Origin of the sequence: Flavivirga jejuensis, from assembly GCF_030540765.1 — a bacterium.
GTDB lineage: Bacteria > Bacteroidota > Bacteroidia > Flavobacteriales > Flavobacteriaceae > Flavivirga > Flavivirga jejuensis.
Window position 1 is genome coordinate 515,887 of sequence record NZ_JAUOEL010000002.1, and the last position, 17,729, is coordinate 533,615.

At 32.3% G+C, this 17,729-nt stretch carries 16 protein-coding genes; 10 read left to right on the top strand and 6 right to left on the bottom strand.

Annotated features, from left to right (window positions below):
• Nucleotides 1-72 precede the first annotated feature (72 nt).
• The 3 genes from Q4Q40_RS07135 to Q4Q40_RS07145 all read left to right on the top strand — a co-directional run bounded on the left by Q4Q40_RS07135 (nucleotide 73) and on the right by Q4Q40_RS07145 (nucleotide 4,719).
• Nucleotides 73-2,514 carry a glycoside hydrolase family 2 TIM barrel-domain containing protein gene (locus Q4Q40_RS07135; protein ID WP_303301097.1) on the top strand — a complete coding sequence of 814 codons (2,442 nt, stop codon included), beginning with the start codon at nucleotides 73-75 and terminating at the stop codon, nucleotides 2,512-2,514.
• Between the two features lie 284 nt (nucleotides 2,515-2,798).
• Nucleotides 2,799-3,749 carry a glycosyltransferase family 61 protein gene (locus Q4Q40_RS07140; RefSeq protein ID WP_303301098.1) on the top strand — a complete coding sequence of 317 codons (951 nt, stop codon included), beginning with the start codon at nucleotides 2,799-2,801 and terminating at the stop codon, nucleotides 3,747-3,749.
• 379 nt (nucleotides 3,750-4,128) lie between these two features.
• Nucleotides 4,129-4,719: a DUF5025 domain-containing protein gene (locus Q4Q40_RS07145; protein WP_303301099.1), complete on the top strand. Its 591-nt coding sequence runs from the start codon at nucleotides 4,129-4,131 to the stop codon at nucleotides 4,717-4,719.
• 170 nt (nucleotides 4,720-4,889) lie between these two features.
• Here the strand turns inward: Q4Q40_RS07145 and Q4Q40_RS07150 are convergent, their stop codons facing one another.
• The 3 genes from Q4Q40_RS07150 to Q4Q40_RS07160 all read right to left on the bottom strand — a co-directional run bounded on the left by Q4Q40_RS07150 (nucleotide 4,890) and on the right by Q4Q40_RS07160 (nucleotide 9,314).
• Nucleotides 4,890-6,659, bottom strand: coding sequence for a right-handed parallel beta-helix repeat-containing protein (locus tag Q4Q40_RS07150; RefSeq protein ID WP_303301100.1), 1,770 nt, complete (start codon nucleotides 6,657-6,659; stop codon nucleotides 4,890-4,892).
• A gap of 620 nt (nucleotides 6,660-7,279) precedes the next feature.
• Nucleotides 7,280-8,227, bottom strand: coding sequence for a phosphoribosylaminoimidazolesuccinocarboxamide synthase (locus Q4Q40_RS07155; RefSeq protein ID WP_303301101.1), 948 nt, complete (start codon nucleotides 8,225-8,227; stop codon nucleotides 7,280-7,282).
• A 133-nt stretch (nucleotides 8,228-8,360) separates the two neighbouring features.
• Complete coding sequence (locus Q4Q40_RS07160; protein WP_303301102.1) at nucleotides 8,361-9,314, bottom strand: PhoH family protein; 954 nt, start codon at nucleotides 9,312-9,314, stop codon at nucleotides 8,361-8,363.
• Between the two features lie 144 nt (nucleotides 9,315-9,458).
• On the opposite strand from Q4Q40_RS07160, the gene Q4Q40_RS07165 reads away from it, so the two are divergent.
• From Q4Q40_RS07165 to dnaN, 7 genes are all read left to right on the top strand, one after another.
• The gene (locus Q4Q40_RS07165) at nucleotides 9,459-10,295 is read left to right on the top strand and encodes an SAM hydrolase/SAM-dependent halogenase family protein (protein ID WP_303301103.1); all 837 of its coding nucleotides are present in this window, start codon (nucleotides 9,459-9,461) and stop codon (nucleotides 10,293-10,295) included.
• A 4-nt stretch (nucleotides 10,296-10,299) separates the two neighbouring features.
• Nucleotides 10,300-10,596, top strand: a complete 297-nt coding sequence (locus tag Q4Q40_RS07170) for a putative quinol monooxygenase (protein ID WP_303301104.1) — start codon at nucleotides 10,300-10,302, stop codon at nucleotides 10,594-10,596.
• Nucleotide 10,597: 1 nt separating this feature from the next.
• The gene (locus Q4Q40_RS07175; RefSeq protein ID WP_303301105.1) at nucleotides 10,598-11,143 is read left to right on the top strand and encodes an isochorismatase family protein; all 546 of its coding nucleotides are present in this window, start codon (nucleotides 10,598-10,600) and stop codon (nucleotides 11,141-11,143) included.
• A gap of 158 nt (nucleotides 11,144-11,301) precedes the next feature.
• Nucleotides 11,302-12,021: a gliding motility-associated ABC transporter permease subunit GldF gene (gene gldF / locus Q4Q40_RS07180; RefSeq protein WP_303301106.1), complete on the top strand. Its 720-nt coding sequence runs from the start codon at nucleotides 11,302-11,304 to the stop codon at nucleotides 12,019-12,021.
• Nucleotides 12,018-12,503, top strand: a complete 486-nt coding sequence (locus Q4Q40_RS07185) for a hypothetical protein (protein WP_303301107.1) — start codon at nucleotides 12,018-12,020, stop codon at nucleotides 12,501-12,503. Before gldF ends, Q4Q40_RS07185 begins: the two co-directional genes overlap by 4 nt.
• A complete protein-coding gene (gene gldG, locus Q4Q40_RS07190) occupies nucleotides 12,496-14,163 on the top strand; it encodes a gliding motility-associated ABC transporter substrate-binding protein GldG (protein ID WP_303301108.1) in 1,668 nt (555 codons plus the stop codon). Before Q4Q40_RS07185 ends, gldG begins: the two co-directional genes overlap by 8 nt.
• Before the next feature lie 86 nt (nucleotides 14,164-14,249).
• On the top strand, nucleotides 14,250-15,368 hold the full coding sequence (gene dnaN / locus Q4Q40_RS07195) for a DNA polymerase III subunit beta (protein ID WP_303301109.1): 1,119 nt from the start codon (nucleotides 14,250-14,252) through the stop codon (nucleotides 15,366-15,368).
• Between the two features lie 274 nt (nucleotides 15,369-15,642).
• Here dnaN and Q4Q40_RS07200 read toward each other — a convergent pair whose 3' ends face one another.
• The 3 genes from Q4Q40_RS07200 to Q4Q40_RS07210 form a co-directional block, all read right to left on the bottom strand.
• Nucleotides 15,643-15,981: a DUF4870 domain-containing protein gene (locus tag Q4Q40_RS07200; RefSeq protein WP_303301429.1), complete on the bottom strand. Its 339-nt coding sequence runs from the start codon at nucleotides 15,979-15,981 to the stop codon at nucleotides 15,643-15,645.
• Nucleotides 15,982-16,347: 366 nt separating this feature from the next.
• Nucleotides 16,348-16,815: a c-type cytochrome gene (locus Q4Q40_RS07205; RefSeq protein ID WP_303301110.1), complete on the bottom strand. Its 468-nt coding sequence runs from the start codon at nucleotides 16,813-16,815 to the stop codon at nucleotides 16,348-16,350.
• A gap of 12 nt (nucleotides 16,816-16,827) precedes the next feature.
• Nucleotides 16,828-17,664, bottom strand: coding sequence for a universal stress protein (locus Q4Q40_RS07210; RefSeq protein ID WP_303301111.1), 837 nt, complete (start codon nucleotides 17,662-17,664; stop codon nucleotides 16,828-16,830).
• Nucleotides 17,665-17,729: the final 65 nt, after the last annotated feature.

Genomic DNA, 17,729 nt, shown 5'->3' on the forward strand with positions numbered 1-17,729 from the left:
TATAAATTGTAAACTCAATTCTTTACACCGCCCATATCCCAAAATATAAGCAATAGAAGTTTTTAAATAACTATGAACAAACCACTACTAAAACTAATTACAGTATTATTTCTAGGAGCTTTCACCCACAACCTTTACTCTCAAGAAAGAACTAGTATCAATTTAAAACAAGGATGGGAATTTCGTCATGCAGATGAGAAATTAGCCTATCAAATCGATTTTGATGATTCAAAATGGGAATCTGTCACAATTCCTCACGATTGGGCTATTTATGGTCCTTTTGACCAAGAAATTGATAAACAAATCGTCCAAATAAAACAAAATAATGAAAAAGTAGCTACCGAAAAAACGGGGCGAACAGGCGCATTACCCTTTACAGGTGTAGGCTGGTACCGAAATACATTTACATTACCTAAGCACACCCCGAACAAACAAGTATTACTCACCTTTGATGGTGCCATGAGCAACGCCAAAGTATATATTAATGGTCAGCTGGTTGGAACGAGAAATTACGGATACAGCTATTTTTATTTCGATATTTCAAGTTTTATTAATCACGAAAAAGAAAATGTGCTTGCCGTTCGCTTAGAAAACAAACCATTTTCTTCGCGGTGGTATCCTGGTGCAGGTTTATACCGTAAAGTGCAACTTATTATAAAAGAAAAAATCAGCTTTCAACACTGGGGACATTATGTTACAACGCCCTTTATTACAGACTCACTAACAAGAGTTAACATCAAATCTAAAGTAAAAGGAAAAAACCTTCGTATCGAAACTCAAATTATGGATGCCGAAGACCAACTAGTAGGTTCCAATACAGAAACTACTTTATATGGTGACGCATTTATTCAAAATATAGCTGTTCAAAATCCTAATTTATGGAGTCCCGAAACACCCTATCTATATACTGCTAAACTCAAGCTTTATGAGGGGGATACTTTAAAAGATGTAGAAACCATTCGATTTGGTATACGAAACATTGAATATTCCAGAGAAAAGGGCTTTGTTATCAACGGAAATACAACCAAATTTAAAGGCGTTTGTCTACACCACGATTTAGGTCCTTTAGGAACAGCCGTTAATAAATCTGCATTAAAACGGCAACTTACTATTTTAAAAGATATGGGTTGCAATGCCATTCGCTCGGCACATAACATGCCTTCTTTAGAACAATTAGAACTCTGTGATGAAATGGGGTTTTTCTTTGTAGCCGAAAGTTTTGATGAGTGGAAAAAACCCAAAGTAAAAAATGGGTACAACCTCCTTTTTGATGAATGGGCAGAAAAAGATGTTGTTAATTTGGTGCAAGCTACCCAAAATCACCCCTGTATCGTTATGTGGAGTGCTGGTAATGAAGTTCCTGACCAATGGGGAACAGCAGGTGTTAAAAGAGCAAAATGGCTGCAAGATATTTTTCATCGTGAAGACCCAACAAGACCCGTTACAGTAGGTATGAATCAAGTAAAAGCGGTTATGAAGTCTGGTTTTGGAGCTGTTTTAGATATCCCAGGACTGAATTATAAGGTTCACCTTTACGAAGAAGCCTATGAAAAATTTCCACAAGGGCTTATTCTCGGTTCAGAAACAGCCTCTACCGTAAGCTCAAGAGGCGTCTATAAATTCCCTGTAAAACCTGCGACTATGAAGCATTATGACGATCTGCAGTCTTCTTCGTATGATTTAGAGTATTGTAGTTGGTCTAACTTACCCGAAGATGATTTTGTACTGCAAGATGATAAACCATGGGTTATCGGTGAATTTGTTTGGACAGGTTTTGATTATCTAGGAGAACCCACGCCATACGATACATTCTGGCCCTCTCGAAGCTCATACTTTGGGATATCAGATTTAGCAGGATTACCAAAAGACAGATATTATTTGTATCGCAGTAAATGGAATAAAAAAGATGAGACCCTGCATATCCTACCTCATTGGAACTGGGAAGGTCGCGAAGGAGAAACAACCCCTGTTTTCGTTTATACCAATTATAATAGTGCTGAATTATTTATTAATGGAAAAAGTCAGGGTGTACGCACTAAAAACACCACCACAAAACAAGATCGATACCGCCTACGGTGGATGGACGTAAAGTACGAACCCGGAAAAGTAAAAGTAATTGCCTTTGATGATAACGGAAAGTCCGTCGCTGAAAAAGTATTGTTTACAGCTGGAAAACCACATCATATTGAATTAAAAGCCGATAGAACTGTTTTAAAAGCAAATGGTGAGGATATCAGCTTTGTTACCGCAACTATAGTAGACAAAAACGGAAATCCAGCTCCTCTAGCCGATAATCGTTTAAATTTTAAAGTAACTGGAAAAGGTACTTTTAGAGCGGTATGTAATGGCGATGCCACATCTTTAGAAATGTTTCATCACCCTACAATGAAAGCTTTTAATGGGAAATTGGTGGTATTGGTACAATCAGGATTTAAAGCTGGTGAGATTGAATTGAAGGTTAGTGGTAGTGGTTTGAAAAGTTCTGAGTATGTTTTGAAGGTTGTGAATCCATAACTATTTGAATATTTAAAAATTTATGTATTACTACAAGACGTTTAAATAATAAAGTAAAAGGTATTAAATCTCAGGGCTAGCCCTGAATCCAATAATAAGAATCAATAATGTACCTAAGAGTAAAAAACAAAATTAAAAAGGAAGTTAATACTTTATTATCATACATTTTTAAGAATAAAATATCTATTTCAACGAATGAAAATAATATTAGAAACCTTTCAACAAATGACTCTTACTCTTTTTCAAAGAAAAACTTCACCTATATCGGAGCGCAGCCATATTGGATGGCATTTAAAAATATTAAATTAAGAAATCTGTTTGTCAAAGAATTAAAAGATGTTGAAGTTATTGACCACGGTGTTATAGTAAATAGTGAAGGTTATATTGAACTTGAATCTACAATATTTCAGAAAGAATATCTAAATAAACTTAATTGCAATCATTGGGTATATCTACGCAAACTATTTTATTTTAATCACATTGAAAAGGCTATTGTATTATCAAATTATTTAGAACAAAATTATTATCATTGGATCTTAGAATGTGTTAGTAGGTTAGTGATAATAAAAACAGAAGAGCTAAATAAATACAAAATAGTTATTGATTCAAAATCTCCAAAATTTGTTATTGATTCATTAATAAACCTGCTCGATATAAATCAAGAAAATATTTTTCTTAAGAAAAACAAACGATTAAAGGTTTCTAATGTTTTGATTCCCTCATTTCCACATACAAGGGATGAATCTACTTCATGGACAAATGTTTATAACCCCTCTGTAATTCGAAAAATAAACTCTTTATCAAAAAGAAAGACAATTATAGCTCCAAGAAAACGTAATTTTATAATATCAAGAAAAAAAGCAACACAAAGAAGAATTCTAAATTCTGATATTATTTTAAAGAAATATACTGAGTTATGCTTTGAAATTGTTTTTTTGGAAGATTTATTGTTTACTGAACAGATGCAATTATTCAGGAATGCAGGGATTATTATTTCTACTCATGGTGCAGGCCTAACGAATTTGATATTTAGCGAGCAACCTGTTATTGTAGAGTTTTTCCCTTCAAACAGGTATAATCGAGATGCATTCTATTTTTATCAAATATCAAGTGAATTAGATTTTTCTCATTATATCATTGAATTTGAAGCAAAAAATGCTAAACAAGATTTATTTTTAGATGAAAACACCTTATCTGAATTAGATAAGGTAATTACTGAATACAAAAATGTATAAAATAATTGCCGACAAGCATCAATTGATGCAGTAACTATCGGGCAAATCGTACTAGATCCTATTTTATCTACAGTAATATTTATTGGTTTTGATAAATTGTTTAAAATTTTTATCAGACATATTATATAGTGACTTTTAGGGTGGTATGTAATGGAGATGCTACACCAGCTCTGCGAAGTCCGTAACTTCGCAGAAATAATTGTTTTTGTATTAAAAAAACGAAACAGGGCTTTTTCATTATAGGAAATACAGTCTTTAAATACCTCCTGCCTTTGGCATAATATTTGTTTACTTTTCTCTCAAGTACTCTAGTAAATATTATCTTTTTAATTCAACTTTATTTACTAAACAATCAATCTAGATAATAAGCCCAAATAGAATGAAAAAAAACTTACTCGTATTAGTTTTAACAATAACTTTTGGATGCAATTCCAACGATGAATCAATACCTCCTCAACAAGTAGTAAATACTTTTACTATGACCGTTAATGATTCACAATGGACACCTACATTAATAGACAATGACGAATGCTACTCAAAGTTTAATTGTTTTTTCTCTGAAGTAGATTTTATACCATTATACACCATTACTGCGATAAAAGAAAATGAGACTGAAACAGATCAAAAAAATAGTGAAAAGTTATGGTTTCGAATAATGAATCTAAAAGATGTAGACACTTATTATTTGAACGATGAGTATGGCGATTTTAAGTCCTTTGCTCGTTTTATTATCAACGAAAATGGTATAGTTAAGATTTACGAAAATAGTACCTCTGAAAACTCTTCTAAAGTGATTATAGAAGACATAATACCTCCCACTAAAAACTCTCATCTAGGTGGTGTAAGAGGCATATTTTCTGGAGTTTTGTATAATAAAAATGATACGAGTGATTTTATAATTATACGTGACTGCAATTTTGAGTTTGAAAAAACGAATAGAACAGATTATTATCAATGCCTGGACTATTAGGTAAACCTTGTCCTTCTAAATCTATGACTTCGTAGAATTCATCAATAAACATATAAGTCTAACTCTAGTTAATTCACAGAAACCTTAGAAAAACTAAGGTTTTTTTAGGGAAGAAGTTCCGTTTTATTTAATTTGTTAACATGTACCTCTAACACTTACATTAATTAGGTTTAATTCTTAACCATTTTTAAGGTTTTGGTTGTTTGATCACCTCTTAACGAAATCATATAAATTCCTTTTGAAATACTGCTCACATCAACATCCTGTTCTTTTGCCCCAAAAGGAATAGTACCCATTATATTTACTCTACCGCTTATATCAAAAATGGTATATTCATTAAACCTTCCGATTGGCAAGTTAATTGTAATTTTATTTGAAACTGGATTGGGATACCCTGTAACTTTATCTAAATTCACAGATTTTTTTTCACCAAAAAGAGAGGCTCTTGGTAAAGCATACACAGCTGGCTCATTCTGGAAGTTGGTAGACGTATCATCGGTCACTTTGAGCCAATACCAATATTGGGTTCCATTAACTACTGAGTTATCTGTATAGGTTGACCCACTTAAATAATTAGCTACTAACTTACGACCACTCGCAGTATCATCAGTATCTCTAAAAAGACCTACAATCTGTGCATTAATATTCTGAATATTCCAGTTTAAAGTAACAAATCCATTACCTGATGTCGCACTAAGTATAACACTTGGGTTTAAAACAGAGTTAGGCGTCGCACTCACAGCATTGGAATTGAAAGTTGTATTAGAAACATCAGTTGCTTTAATCCAATACCAATAGGTAGTTCCGTTAATAACATTATTATCTGTATAATTTGTGCCACTTACTCTGCCAGCAATCAGAGTACGTCCACTTGGATTTGAATCTGTATCTCTAAAAACATCTTGTCTTGTGACATCAATATTTTTTATTGTCCAATTTAATGCCACAAAACTTTCTCCTGGAACTACAGTAAGACCAATAGTTGGCGTGTTGCTATAAGTGCAAATAGTATTAGGATTTGATGTATTTCCAGATTGGGTAACAGTACCTGGCAAACTATAATTTGTAGCATTACCATAAGAATTATTATCGTAAGCCACTCCTGTTACGCCATTTACCCCTCTAATACCTTCTAATGTGTTTCCAGATACACAGTTTCGTCTAATATCAATATTAGTTGTGGGCACTCCTTCAGAATTGGCAAGAATACCAACATTCCCATTATTTTTAACAATACAATCATGTACCAAATATCCATCCGTATTCGCTGCTCTTACCCCTCTAAAATAATTGCCTGACATCTCACAATTGTAAATCTCAATATCCTCACTATATGAGATATTTATACCATTGGCAGAAGTAGAATTCAAAAATTTACTATCTCTAATCTCAGCACCATAGACTCTTCTCAAATACATATTATGAGCATAACCTTCCTTACCTGCTGTTCCGTTCTCCTCAAACAAACAATCTTTAACCAATACATTTTTAACGCCCTTAATATGAACACCCCAACCAGTTTTATAACAGTGAACATTTAACACTTGGACATTTTCATGATCAACACCTAAAGAAATTATTTGTATCCCCCCACCATTCAATGCATTTGTCCCTTCTATAGCAAGGTTCCGAATGATTAAGTTTACTAAACCTTCAGCATCTGCTATAATCATATTCATGTTTACTGTTGTTTTAAGCAAACTTGCCCAATCCCCTTCCCCCTGAAGCGTCACATTACTTTTCATTCTAACAGGCGTTACAATATGATGTATTCCTGCAGCAAGTGTCACAGTGCCACCTCCACTGGTAGCTACATTGTCTATAGCACTTTGAATATCTCCTCCTGGTGCCACGGTTTGATCAGCAGCCCAAAGTGAGGCTGACAAAATGCAAAAAAAAGTAATTATAATGGCGCGTTTAAAAAAATAATAGTGTTTCATGATAAATCGGGGTTTTAGTAAAAGTTAATACCTAATTCTGATTTTTTTATAATCAAGGTCTTAGAAACTGTTTAAGTTTTTGTTAAAAAGTTCTACTAGAGTTTTAATAATAAAGAATTACTTGAAACTAACTATCCTCGCGGAAAAGCCATAGCCATATTTAGTTGGTTTTATACCCAATCAAGTTGAGCACAGATTTTGGTCTAAAAAAGGTCAAAAAACAAAATTCCGTATTTGAATTTCCGTTTTATTCATTGCGTAATAATAAATTCATGAATCTTGCATTTTCACGAAAATGACAATTTCAACGGATGCTCCTAGGTATGTAGTCTAAAGAATTCTTTTCGATAAAAAACATTGATTATATTTTATAATATTATCGCTTCAAGAATTTATTTAAAGATATAACTTCAAAATAATTAAGTATATAAATTATGATTCTTTCTCTTTAAACTATAACTCATATTAGAAAAAATGTAGATTTAGATTGTTCTTGTAAACAAAGATTTTACAAAACAATACCGTAATTAGAAGTGAAAAAACACAAAAAAACCTTTAGTTTATTTAAGGTTCTTTTGTGTTTTTTTGCTCCGATAACGAATCATCGAAAATAAAGAGTATTACCCCAAATACCCCAAAACATTAGTACCAATGCGCTCCTGAATATTAGAAACATCAGCCTTCACGAAAGTTTCACCAGTAATATTCTCATAAAGTTCAATATAACGTTCGCTAACAGATTCAATATAATCATCACTCATAAAAGGCACGGTTTGTCCTTCTAAGCCTTGAAAGTTATTTGCTATAAGCCATTGGCGTACAAACTCTTTAGAAAGTTGTTTTTGATCTTCACCTTTATCTTGACGTTCCTGATAGCCATCAGCATAAAAATAGCGTGAAGAATCTGGCGTGTGTATTTCGTCAATCAATACAATTTGTCCATCCTTAGTTTTACCAAACTCATATTTAGTATCTACTAAAATAAGTCCACGAGACGCTGCAATGTCACTTCCCCGTTGGAATAATTTACGGGTATAATCTTCTAATACCACATAATCTTCTTCAGAAACAATACCACGTTTTAAAATGTCTTCACGAGAAATATCCTCGTCATGATCACCCATTTCTGCTTTCGTAGCTGGTGTAATAATCGGCTCTGGAAACTTATCATTTTCCTTCATACCTTCTGGCATGGGTACGCCACAAAGTACGCGCTTACCAGCCTTATACTCGCGTGCTGCATGACCAGACATATACCCACGAATCACCATTTCTACTTTAAAAGGATCACATAAATATCCCACAGCGACGTTAGGATCTGGTGTAGCAGTTAACCAATTGGGAACTAAATCTTCGGTAGCTGCCATCATTTTAGTAGCAATCTGATTTAAGATTTGTCCTTTATAAGGAATCCCTTTTGGCATCACAACATCAAACGCAGAAAGTCTGTCCGTTGCGATCATGACCAATTCATCATCATTGATGTTATATACTTCTCTTACTTTTCCTTTATAAACACTTTTTTGGTTAGGAAAATTGAAATTGGTGTCTATTATTGTATGACTCATATCCCTCTCTGTCTTTCCTTTCAGACATCTCTCCCAAAGAGAGAGAAACTCAAATTAAACATTTGAATTATAGAAAAACTTTTTTTTAATTAATATTTATGTTATTATAATCCGTGATTTTTTCCCTTTGGGGTTAATCCACATTCTCTATACTTTTATACGCTTCTATAACCTTTTTAACCAGTTTATGACGAATCACATCCTTATCATCTAAAAATATCATCCCTACACCTTCCACATTTTTTAAAATTAAAAGTGCTTCTTTTAAACCCGAAATCGTACGACGTGGTAAATCTATTTGTCCAGGATCGCCTGTTAATAAAAACTTAGCATGCTTACCCATACGCGTTAAAAACATTTTCATTTGGGCATGCGTTGTATTTTGTCCTTCATCTAAAATCACAAAAGCATTATCTAGCGTACGCCCACGCATAAATGCCAATGGTGCTATTTGAATCGTACCATTTTCTATATAATGAGCCAATTTTTCTGGTGCAATCATATCCCGTAACGCATCGTATAATGGCTGCATATACGGGTCTAATTTTTCTTTTAAATCACCTGGTAAAAACCCTAAATTTTCTCCTGCCTCTACCGCTGGACGTGTTAAGATAATACGCTTGACCTCCTTATTTTTTAAAGCTTGAACCGCTAAAGCAACGCCCGTATACGTTTTTCCCGTACCAGCAGGACCAATAGCAAAAACCATATCGTTTTTACGCATAAGCTCTACCATCTTACGTTGGTTTGCTGTTTGCGCTTTAATAAGTTTACCTCCAACACCGTGTACTATAACTTCGCCACTTTGCTTAGACGTTGTATAGTCATCGCTGCTTTGACTCGTTAAAACACGTTCAATAACATTTTCATCTAACTTATTATACTTAGCAAAATGTTTTAAAAGCATCGTGATTCTACGATCAAATTCTTCTAACAACTCTTCGTCACCAAAGGCTTTAATCTTATTACCTCTTGCAACTATTTTTAGTTTAGGAAAGTACTTTTTTAGAAGTGCAATGTTGGTGTTTTGAGGACCAAAAAATTCTTTTGGGGTAATTTCTTCAAGTTCGATTACAATTTCGTTCAAAGGCGTAAATTTAATTTTAGCATTTCGTCGATTTAAATGAAAATAATATTTAGTTCGATGAAATGATTTTATTAGTTTTGTTAAAACTCAAAAATACATAAATTTGAGTGACATAACCCTAAAAACATATCAACATTTTTGCCAATGGCGATAATAACATTAACTACCGATTTTGGTGAAAAAGATCACTTTGCTGGTGCTACGAAAGGAGCAATTTATAGTGAACTCCATGATGTTAGAATTGTTGATATCTCTCACTCTATCTCACCTTTTAGTATTCCAGAAGCGGCATACGTTATACAAAACGCATACAAGAGTTTTCCTAAAGGCACCATACACATTATTGGTATTGATTCTGAAATAAACCCAGAAAACAAACACATTGCTATAAAACTAGACGATCATTTTTTTATCTGCGCTAATAATGGCATTATGAGTATGATTTGTTCTGAAATTGCGCCCGAAAAAATAGTAGAAATCAATATTCACGACAAAATACAAACCAGCTTTCCCGTTTTAGATGTTTTTGTGAAAGCGGCATGCCATATTGCACGTGGTGGCACTTTAGAGGTAATAGGAAAAACTATTAGTGAAATAAAACCTATTAAAAATATAGTGCCTTATGTGAATGACGACAAAACTCAAATTATTGGTAGCGTTATATACATTGACAATTATGGTAATGTAATTACTAACATTAAAAGAAGCTTTTTTGAGACCATTCAAAAAGGACGTGCTTTTGAGATTTCGGCAAGAAACAATAAATTTAAAACCATATATAAAAAATACAGTGATTTTGTAAACTTCAACATAGAAGAAAACAAACGAAATGATGAAGGCAGAGGTTTGGTGGTTTTTAATTCTGGTGATTTTTTAGAAATTGCCGTTTACAAAAGTAATAGCAGTACGGTAGGTAGTGCATCAACCCTTATGGGGCTTAGTTTAATGGACGCTATTAGTGTTAACTTTATAAAAGATTAAATTTATGTTTGTGAGAATTGTAAAAATGGGATTTTACGAACAAAACATCGAAACGTTCCTTGCTAATTTTGATTGTAATAAAGAAAAAATTAGACAGTTTAAAGGCTGCACGTTTTTAGAACTCTACAGAGATAAAAATGATCCAACCATATTTTTTACCTACAGTTATTGGGAAGCCGAAAGCGATTTAGAAAATTACAGACATTCTGAGGTCTTTAAAAATGTTTGGGCAAAAACCAAACCCTTATTTAATATCCCGCCCATGGCATGGAGTGTTGATAAATTAGAAACTTTGAACTAATATGGGGCATAAAGCACTTCTGGTAATCGATATGCAAAAAGGCTCTTTTACTCCAGAAACTCCCAGACACGATACCCATGGCGTTATAAACAGAATTAATTTATTAGCCGACAGATTTAGAACTTCAGGGAATCATGTTTTTTATATTCAACATGATGGTACCAAACATAATGAATTTATTCCTAATACAGAACCTTGGGACATAGTGTCTGAATTACAGGTATCTCAAGAAGATATTTTAATTAATAAATATGCGAATGATGTTTTTTACCATTCAAATCTTAAATCCGAATTAGAAACACATCATATCAATAAATTATATATTACAGGCTGTGCTACAGATTTTTGTGTAGAAGCAACTATTCAATCTGCTTTAGCAAAAGATTATAATATTACAGTTGTAAAAGATGGACACACAACAGGAAACAGACCACATCTTAACGCTGAAAAAATAATTGAACATTACAATTGGGTTTGGCAAAATATGATCCCAACAAAAGGTATTATTAAAGTTGAGAGTTTTGAAGCCATAATAAACACTCTATAAAATTTTAATCAATAATGAAACGTTATTCTGAGACAAATTGATAAATTTGTTGTGGTAATTTTTTAAATTAAAAATAAAATTAAATAGATTGCCCCATCATTAGCTTATCCAAAGTAAAATAGAATGGATAACTCGTAATGATGTACAAAATAGAATACATGTTAGCTATACTTAAAAAGGAAATAAACTCATTTTTTGCATCACCCATTGGTTATTTAGTTATTGCTATTTTTTTAGTTTTAAATGGTTTATTCTTATGGCTGTTTAAAGGTGAATTTAATATACTTGATTATGGTTTCGCAGATTTGTCCCCTTTCTTTTTATTAGCCCCTTGGATTTTAATATTCTTAATTCCAGCAGTTACTATGCGTAGTTTTTCTGATGAAAAAAAACAAGGTACCCTGGAACTCTTACTCACAAAACCAATAACACATATAAACATCATTTTAGGAAAATATTTTGGTGCCTTTATTTTAATTTTAATAGCCCTTTTACCAACCCTGCTTTATGTTTACACCATTCACCAATTAGGGAGCCCAATTGGTAATTTAGATATAGGTAGCACACTGGGTTCTTATTTTGGATTGTTATTTTTAATTGCAGCTTACACCGCTATTGGCGTATATGCTTCTTCCCTTTCAGATAATCAAATTGTATCATTCATCATCGCTGTCTTTATTTGCTTTCTATTTTATATAGGTTTTGAAGGTATCGCAGAATTCGCTTCCAGTAATTTTATAGAACAACTAGGGATGAGCGTCCATTACAAAAGTATGAGTCGTGGTGTGCTAGATACACGCGACATTTTATACTTTTTAAGTGTTACAATTTTCTTTTTAATGTTAACCAAAGTAAATATAAACAAAGAGAATAAATGATCTTAACACCTTTATTTATTATTTTTTTTCTGCTTGTTTTTGTTCTGGTTTGGCTATTTACTAATACGATAGACAAACGCAAATGGGTAAGCCTATTAATAAGTTTAGTATTAACACCTATTGTTTATTTTTATGTATTTTACCCCGTAATAAACATTTTTTGTAGTTACCACCATCAAAAACATTTTGAAACAGAAGCTTGGAAAGAAAAACCAGCATTACGTTATGAAATGAGTCAGGAAATACTTGATGAAAATCTGTTTCTTAGCAAAAACAAAAAAGAAATAGAAGCCCTTTTAGGAAAAAGCGAATGGTTTAGTTGGGACGATAGTATAAAAGCAGAATCATCTGATAAATGGAATTATAATTTGGGCTTTAAGCCTGGTGCTTTTAATAAGATGCAAGAATGTATAGAACTTAGATTCAAGAACAATGCTGTTGAAAGTATAAAACAATATCAATTAGAAAAAACCTTTGAATAAAAACATTAAACATATAGCCATATTCCTATTTGCAATAATTGCAATTAATTTTTTAAGTAGTAAAGTCTTTAAACGTTTTGATTTAACAGCAGATAACCGTTATACACTAAGCGAATCTGCTATACATATTATAAAAGATATTGAATCTCCTATTATAGTAGATGTCTTTTTAAGTGGTGACGATTTCCCTTCGGAATTTAGACGTCTACAAAAAGAAACCAAACAATTACTCGAAGAATTCTCAGCAGAAAACAGCCAAATTATTTTCAATTTTATTAACCCGTTAGAAAACGAATCTACGCGAGAAAAAAACATACAAGAACTTACACAACGTGGATTAACGCCGATGCAATTAAGCGTGCAAGAAAGCGGAAAAGCCACTCAAGCTGTTATTTTCCCTTGGGCTTTAGCAAGTTATAATAACCAAACCGTTATTATCCCTTTAATTAAAAATAAAATAGGCGCCTCACAACAAGAATTAGTTACTAACTCGGTGCAACACTTAGAATATGCTTTCGCAGATGGATTTAACAAATTAACCAAGCCAAAACGCAGAAAAGTTGCTATTTTAAAAGGGAATAATCAATTAGAAGATAAATATATAGCCGATTTTGTTAAAAAAATTGGAGAATATTATTTTATTGCACCATTTACTTTGGATAGCGTTGCAAACAATCCACAAAAAACACTTGAAGACCTAAAAAGGTTTGATTTAATAATTTCTGCTAAACCCACCGAAGCCTTTACAGAAAAAGAAAAATTGGTTTTAGATCAATTTACAATGCATGGTGGCAAAAGCTTATGGCTCGTTGATGCTGTAGCTATAGAAAAAGATAGTTTATATAACGATACAGGAAAGAATATTGCTGTAACCAGAGATTTAAATTTAACCGATTTCTTTTTTAAATATGGAGTTCGTATCAACCCTGTGATTGTGAGCTCCCTCTACTCTGCCCCTATTACACTAGCTATGGGACAAGGTAGTGAATCTCAATTCCAACATTTAAAATGGCCATACTCACCATTAGCATCTTCTAACAGTAAGCATGCCATAGTTCATAATTTAAACTTAGTAAAGTTCGATTTTGCAAACCAAATCGATACCCTTAAAAACAATATTAGTAAAACAATTCTTTTAGAAACAGCCCCTTTAGCTAAACTAGAAGGTACCCCTAAAGAAATAAGCTTAGAATTGGTTACTCAAGAACTAGATCCAACACGTTTCAATAAAGGCAGTCAAACACTTGCTGTATTATTAGAAGGTTCATTTACTTCAATTTATAACAATCGTGTCAAACCCTTTCAACTTTCAAAAGAAAAAAATAAAGGCACCCCTAGCAAGATAATTGTTATTGCTGATGGGAACATTATTAAAAATGACGTTATTAAAAATAGACCACAAGAATTAGGTTTCGATCATTGGACAGGCAAAACTTACGGAAATAAAGAATTTTTGCTCAATGCCGTTAATTATTTATTAGATGACGATGGACTTATAAACATTCGGTCTAAAGAAATTGCCGTAGCATTTCTCGATCATCAAAAAGTAGCCACCGAAAAAAGTAAATGGCAGCTTACAAATATCTTACTACCACTGGGTTTACTAATCTTTTTTGGATTAGGATTTAATTACATTAGGAAGAAAAAATACACTTCGTAAATGTTAATAAGTTTGTTTCCAATTTTAGTCCATATCGAATATATTTGTAAGTAAGCTTTATTAAAATTTAAACTCATTATAAATACATGAAATTTATAGTATCCAGTACCTATTTATTAAAACAATTACAAGTTTTAGGGGGTGTTATTAATAATTCAAATACCTTACCTATTTTAGATAATTTTTTATTTGAATTAGACCATACTAAACTAACTGTTTCGGCAAGTGATTTGGAGACTACTATGGCTTCGTCACTTGATGTGGAAAGCGAGAGTAAAGGGAGTGTTGCTATTCCTGCTCGTTTATTATTAGATACTTTAAAAACATTTCCTGAGCAACCGCTTACGTTTGTTGTTGAAGAGAATAATATTGTTGAAATTAGCTCTAACCATGGTAAATACGCTTTAGCTTATGCCGATGGTAACGAATTTCCTAAGGCAGTGTCTCTCGAAGATCCAAGCAAAACCGTTGTTACTGGTGATGTATTAGCTACAGCTATTAGCAAAACTATTTTTGCTGCTGGAAACGACGATTTACGCCCTGTAATGAGTGGTGTATTTTTTCAATTCTCAACAGATGGTTTAACCTTTGTTGCTACAGATGCTCATAAATTAGTAAAATATACTAGAGAAGATATTAAAGCGAACCAAGTTGCAGAATTTATTATGCCTAAAAAACCTTTGAATCTTTTAAAAGGTATTTTAGCTGCTAGTGATGAGGATGTGACTATTGAGTATAACGAATCGAACGCAAAATTCACATTTGAGAATTCTGAACTGATTTGCCGCCTGATTGATGGAAAATACCCTAATTACGAAGCGGTCATACCAAAAGAAAATCCTAATAAATTAGCAATTGACAGAACACAGTTTTTAAATTCTGTGAGACGTGTGAGTATCTTTTCAAATAAAACAACACACCAAATACGTTTAAAAATTGCTGGAGCAGAACTTAACATTTCTGCCGAAGATATAGATTACAGTAACAAGGCCGAAGAACGGTTAACGTGTGATTATCAGGGAGACGATATGCAAATTGGTTTTAACTCACGTTTTTTAACCGAAATGCTTAACAATCTTGGTGCAGACGAAGTACAATTAGAAATGAGCATGCCTAATAGAGCTGGAATATTAACTCCTATTGATGGACTTGATGAAGGCGAATATATCACCATGCTTGTAATGCCTGTAATGCTTAATAGTTAATAATTCCTGCAAAGGCAGGAACCTTATCAATAGAAGTTTAAAATACTATTCATTATAAATAAAAATGAGGGATATCAAATATATTTGATATCCCTCATTTACTTTAACTCAAAAGAGATTCCTGCCTTTGCAAGAATATAAAAAACGCCCACCAATCTGGTGAGCGTTTTTGTTTATCTCATACTAATTTTAACTAATAAATGATCTAGAGATAAAGCGTCTGTTACATGAGTTATAATTAACTATAATTTATTGTTTTTATTTCATCAACCCCTTAATTTATAAAATTAAAAGACAAAGGGTATATTGGAGTTTCACCTCTACTTACTTTTAGTGCATTTATAATAGGAAATACAATAGAAACAATGCCTAAAATTATAAAACCTAATATACCTAAACCAAATAATAATATTAATGGAATACACATTAAGCAGTAAACTATTAAACTCAACTGGAAGTTTATAATGTTTTTACCATGTTCGTCCATTTGATATATTTTTTCTTTTTGTGTAAGCCATAGTATTAATGGTACTAATAAACTACCAAAACCTGTAAATAAAATAATTAACTGACTTAAGTGGGTGATGACTAAAAGTTGATTGTCTTGCCGCATCATGATTGTGATTTTTTGATTGATACTTATTTGACGAGGCATTTCAAAAAATGTTACAAGACGTCAAGAAATTATTTGATAAAAACCAATTTATACCTATGAGTAAACATATTTAAAAAGATAAAATAACTTTTATAATAACAATAACTATCATAACCCGTTGTGCATTTTGAATAAAATTTGTCAATTCGAGTGAATTTCATTCAAAAAAATCGAAATCACTCAAACTGACAGTTAATTTAGCCCAAAAAATCAAAATGCACAACAAGCTCATTTTAAGCTATGAAATTAATCCTATAAAAAAGGACTTAACACCTTTTATGTTAAGTCCTTGTACAATATCGAAATTAATTATTCTATGAATACTTATTGATACCTTTTCATATTTCCTCTCATTTGCTTATAATGTGCATCGAACCATTCTGGCTCCTCAATGGCATTGTCAAACATATAATCTGCTATTTGCTCAATGACATCTTCTGGATAAAGTAGTTTTTGCATCACTCCAAACCGTTTTACAGCACCAAACATTTTTGCATCTTTCTCATTCGGGTTTTTAAGCCACCTTTGCATATCATTAATAAACGTTTTTTTTGATGTTCCTGTAGATATATAACGCCTTTTAATGGCTATCATTGGAGGAGCAATCCTGTTATCCTCAGTTTTAGTAACATCATGGCATGCATAACAGTAGGCCTCCATGAGTTTTTTTCCAGGATGTTCCTGAGATATATCGTTATAAGATTCACTTAACTTATTGTTGTTTTCATCTTTAGAATTTTTACAGCCTATAAAGACAAAAATGAGTACTATTAATAATGTTAACACTTTCATTAGATACATTAGTTAATTATTTTTCATTACCAGAAATGGAACATCGATACTAAATGCAAAAGTTTCAACAGAGTGTTTGTTAAATAAACGCTCCAAAAAAGAATGTTTTTTATTAGACATAGCAAGCATTTTTACTTCGTTTTTCACTACATATTCATGAATAATACTATAAATATCTTTATCATTAGCATCAATATACTCTTTGATTACATCATTAAAATTAGCATCAAAAAAACCAACTCCCTTATCTAATTCTCTTGATGAATTATGACTCTCTTTAATATGTAAAAGGCATAGTTCAGAATGATGCAGAGACATAATATCGACCAATGGTTTTAAAGAAGCTAAATCATATAAAGATCGAAAACTTGTAGTAAATGCCACTTTACTTAAATCTGAAAATTTGCATCCATCTGGGATAGCAAGAACAGGCGTTTCACAACGCTGTATAACCCGAACTGTATTGCTTCCAAAGACTACTTTTTGTAATCCAGAAGCACCTTTAGTCCCCATAACTATCAAATCAACTTGATTCTTATCTGAAACCTGATTAATAGAATCAATAAAATTATCATAGTCAACCATGGTATGAAAACGGTGTTTTTCATTTTTATGACTTGTCTTCGCCTTAGAAACTATATTAGATAGGGATTTTTTAGCTGTATCAATTATGGTGCTATAAATGGTTGACGATACACCCGCCATCATATCATCACAAATAAACGAGGATGCCTTCTGTACATTAAGTAAATAAAAATCACATGTAACATCTTTGAATAATTCTAAAGCAAAATCAATAGAATTCATAGAGTTTTTAGAAAAATCAGTTGGTAACAATATAGTTTTCATAGAAGCACAGAATAGGATTCCAAGTAAATATATTATCAAACCTAAAAAAAAACTATGACAAATGT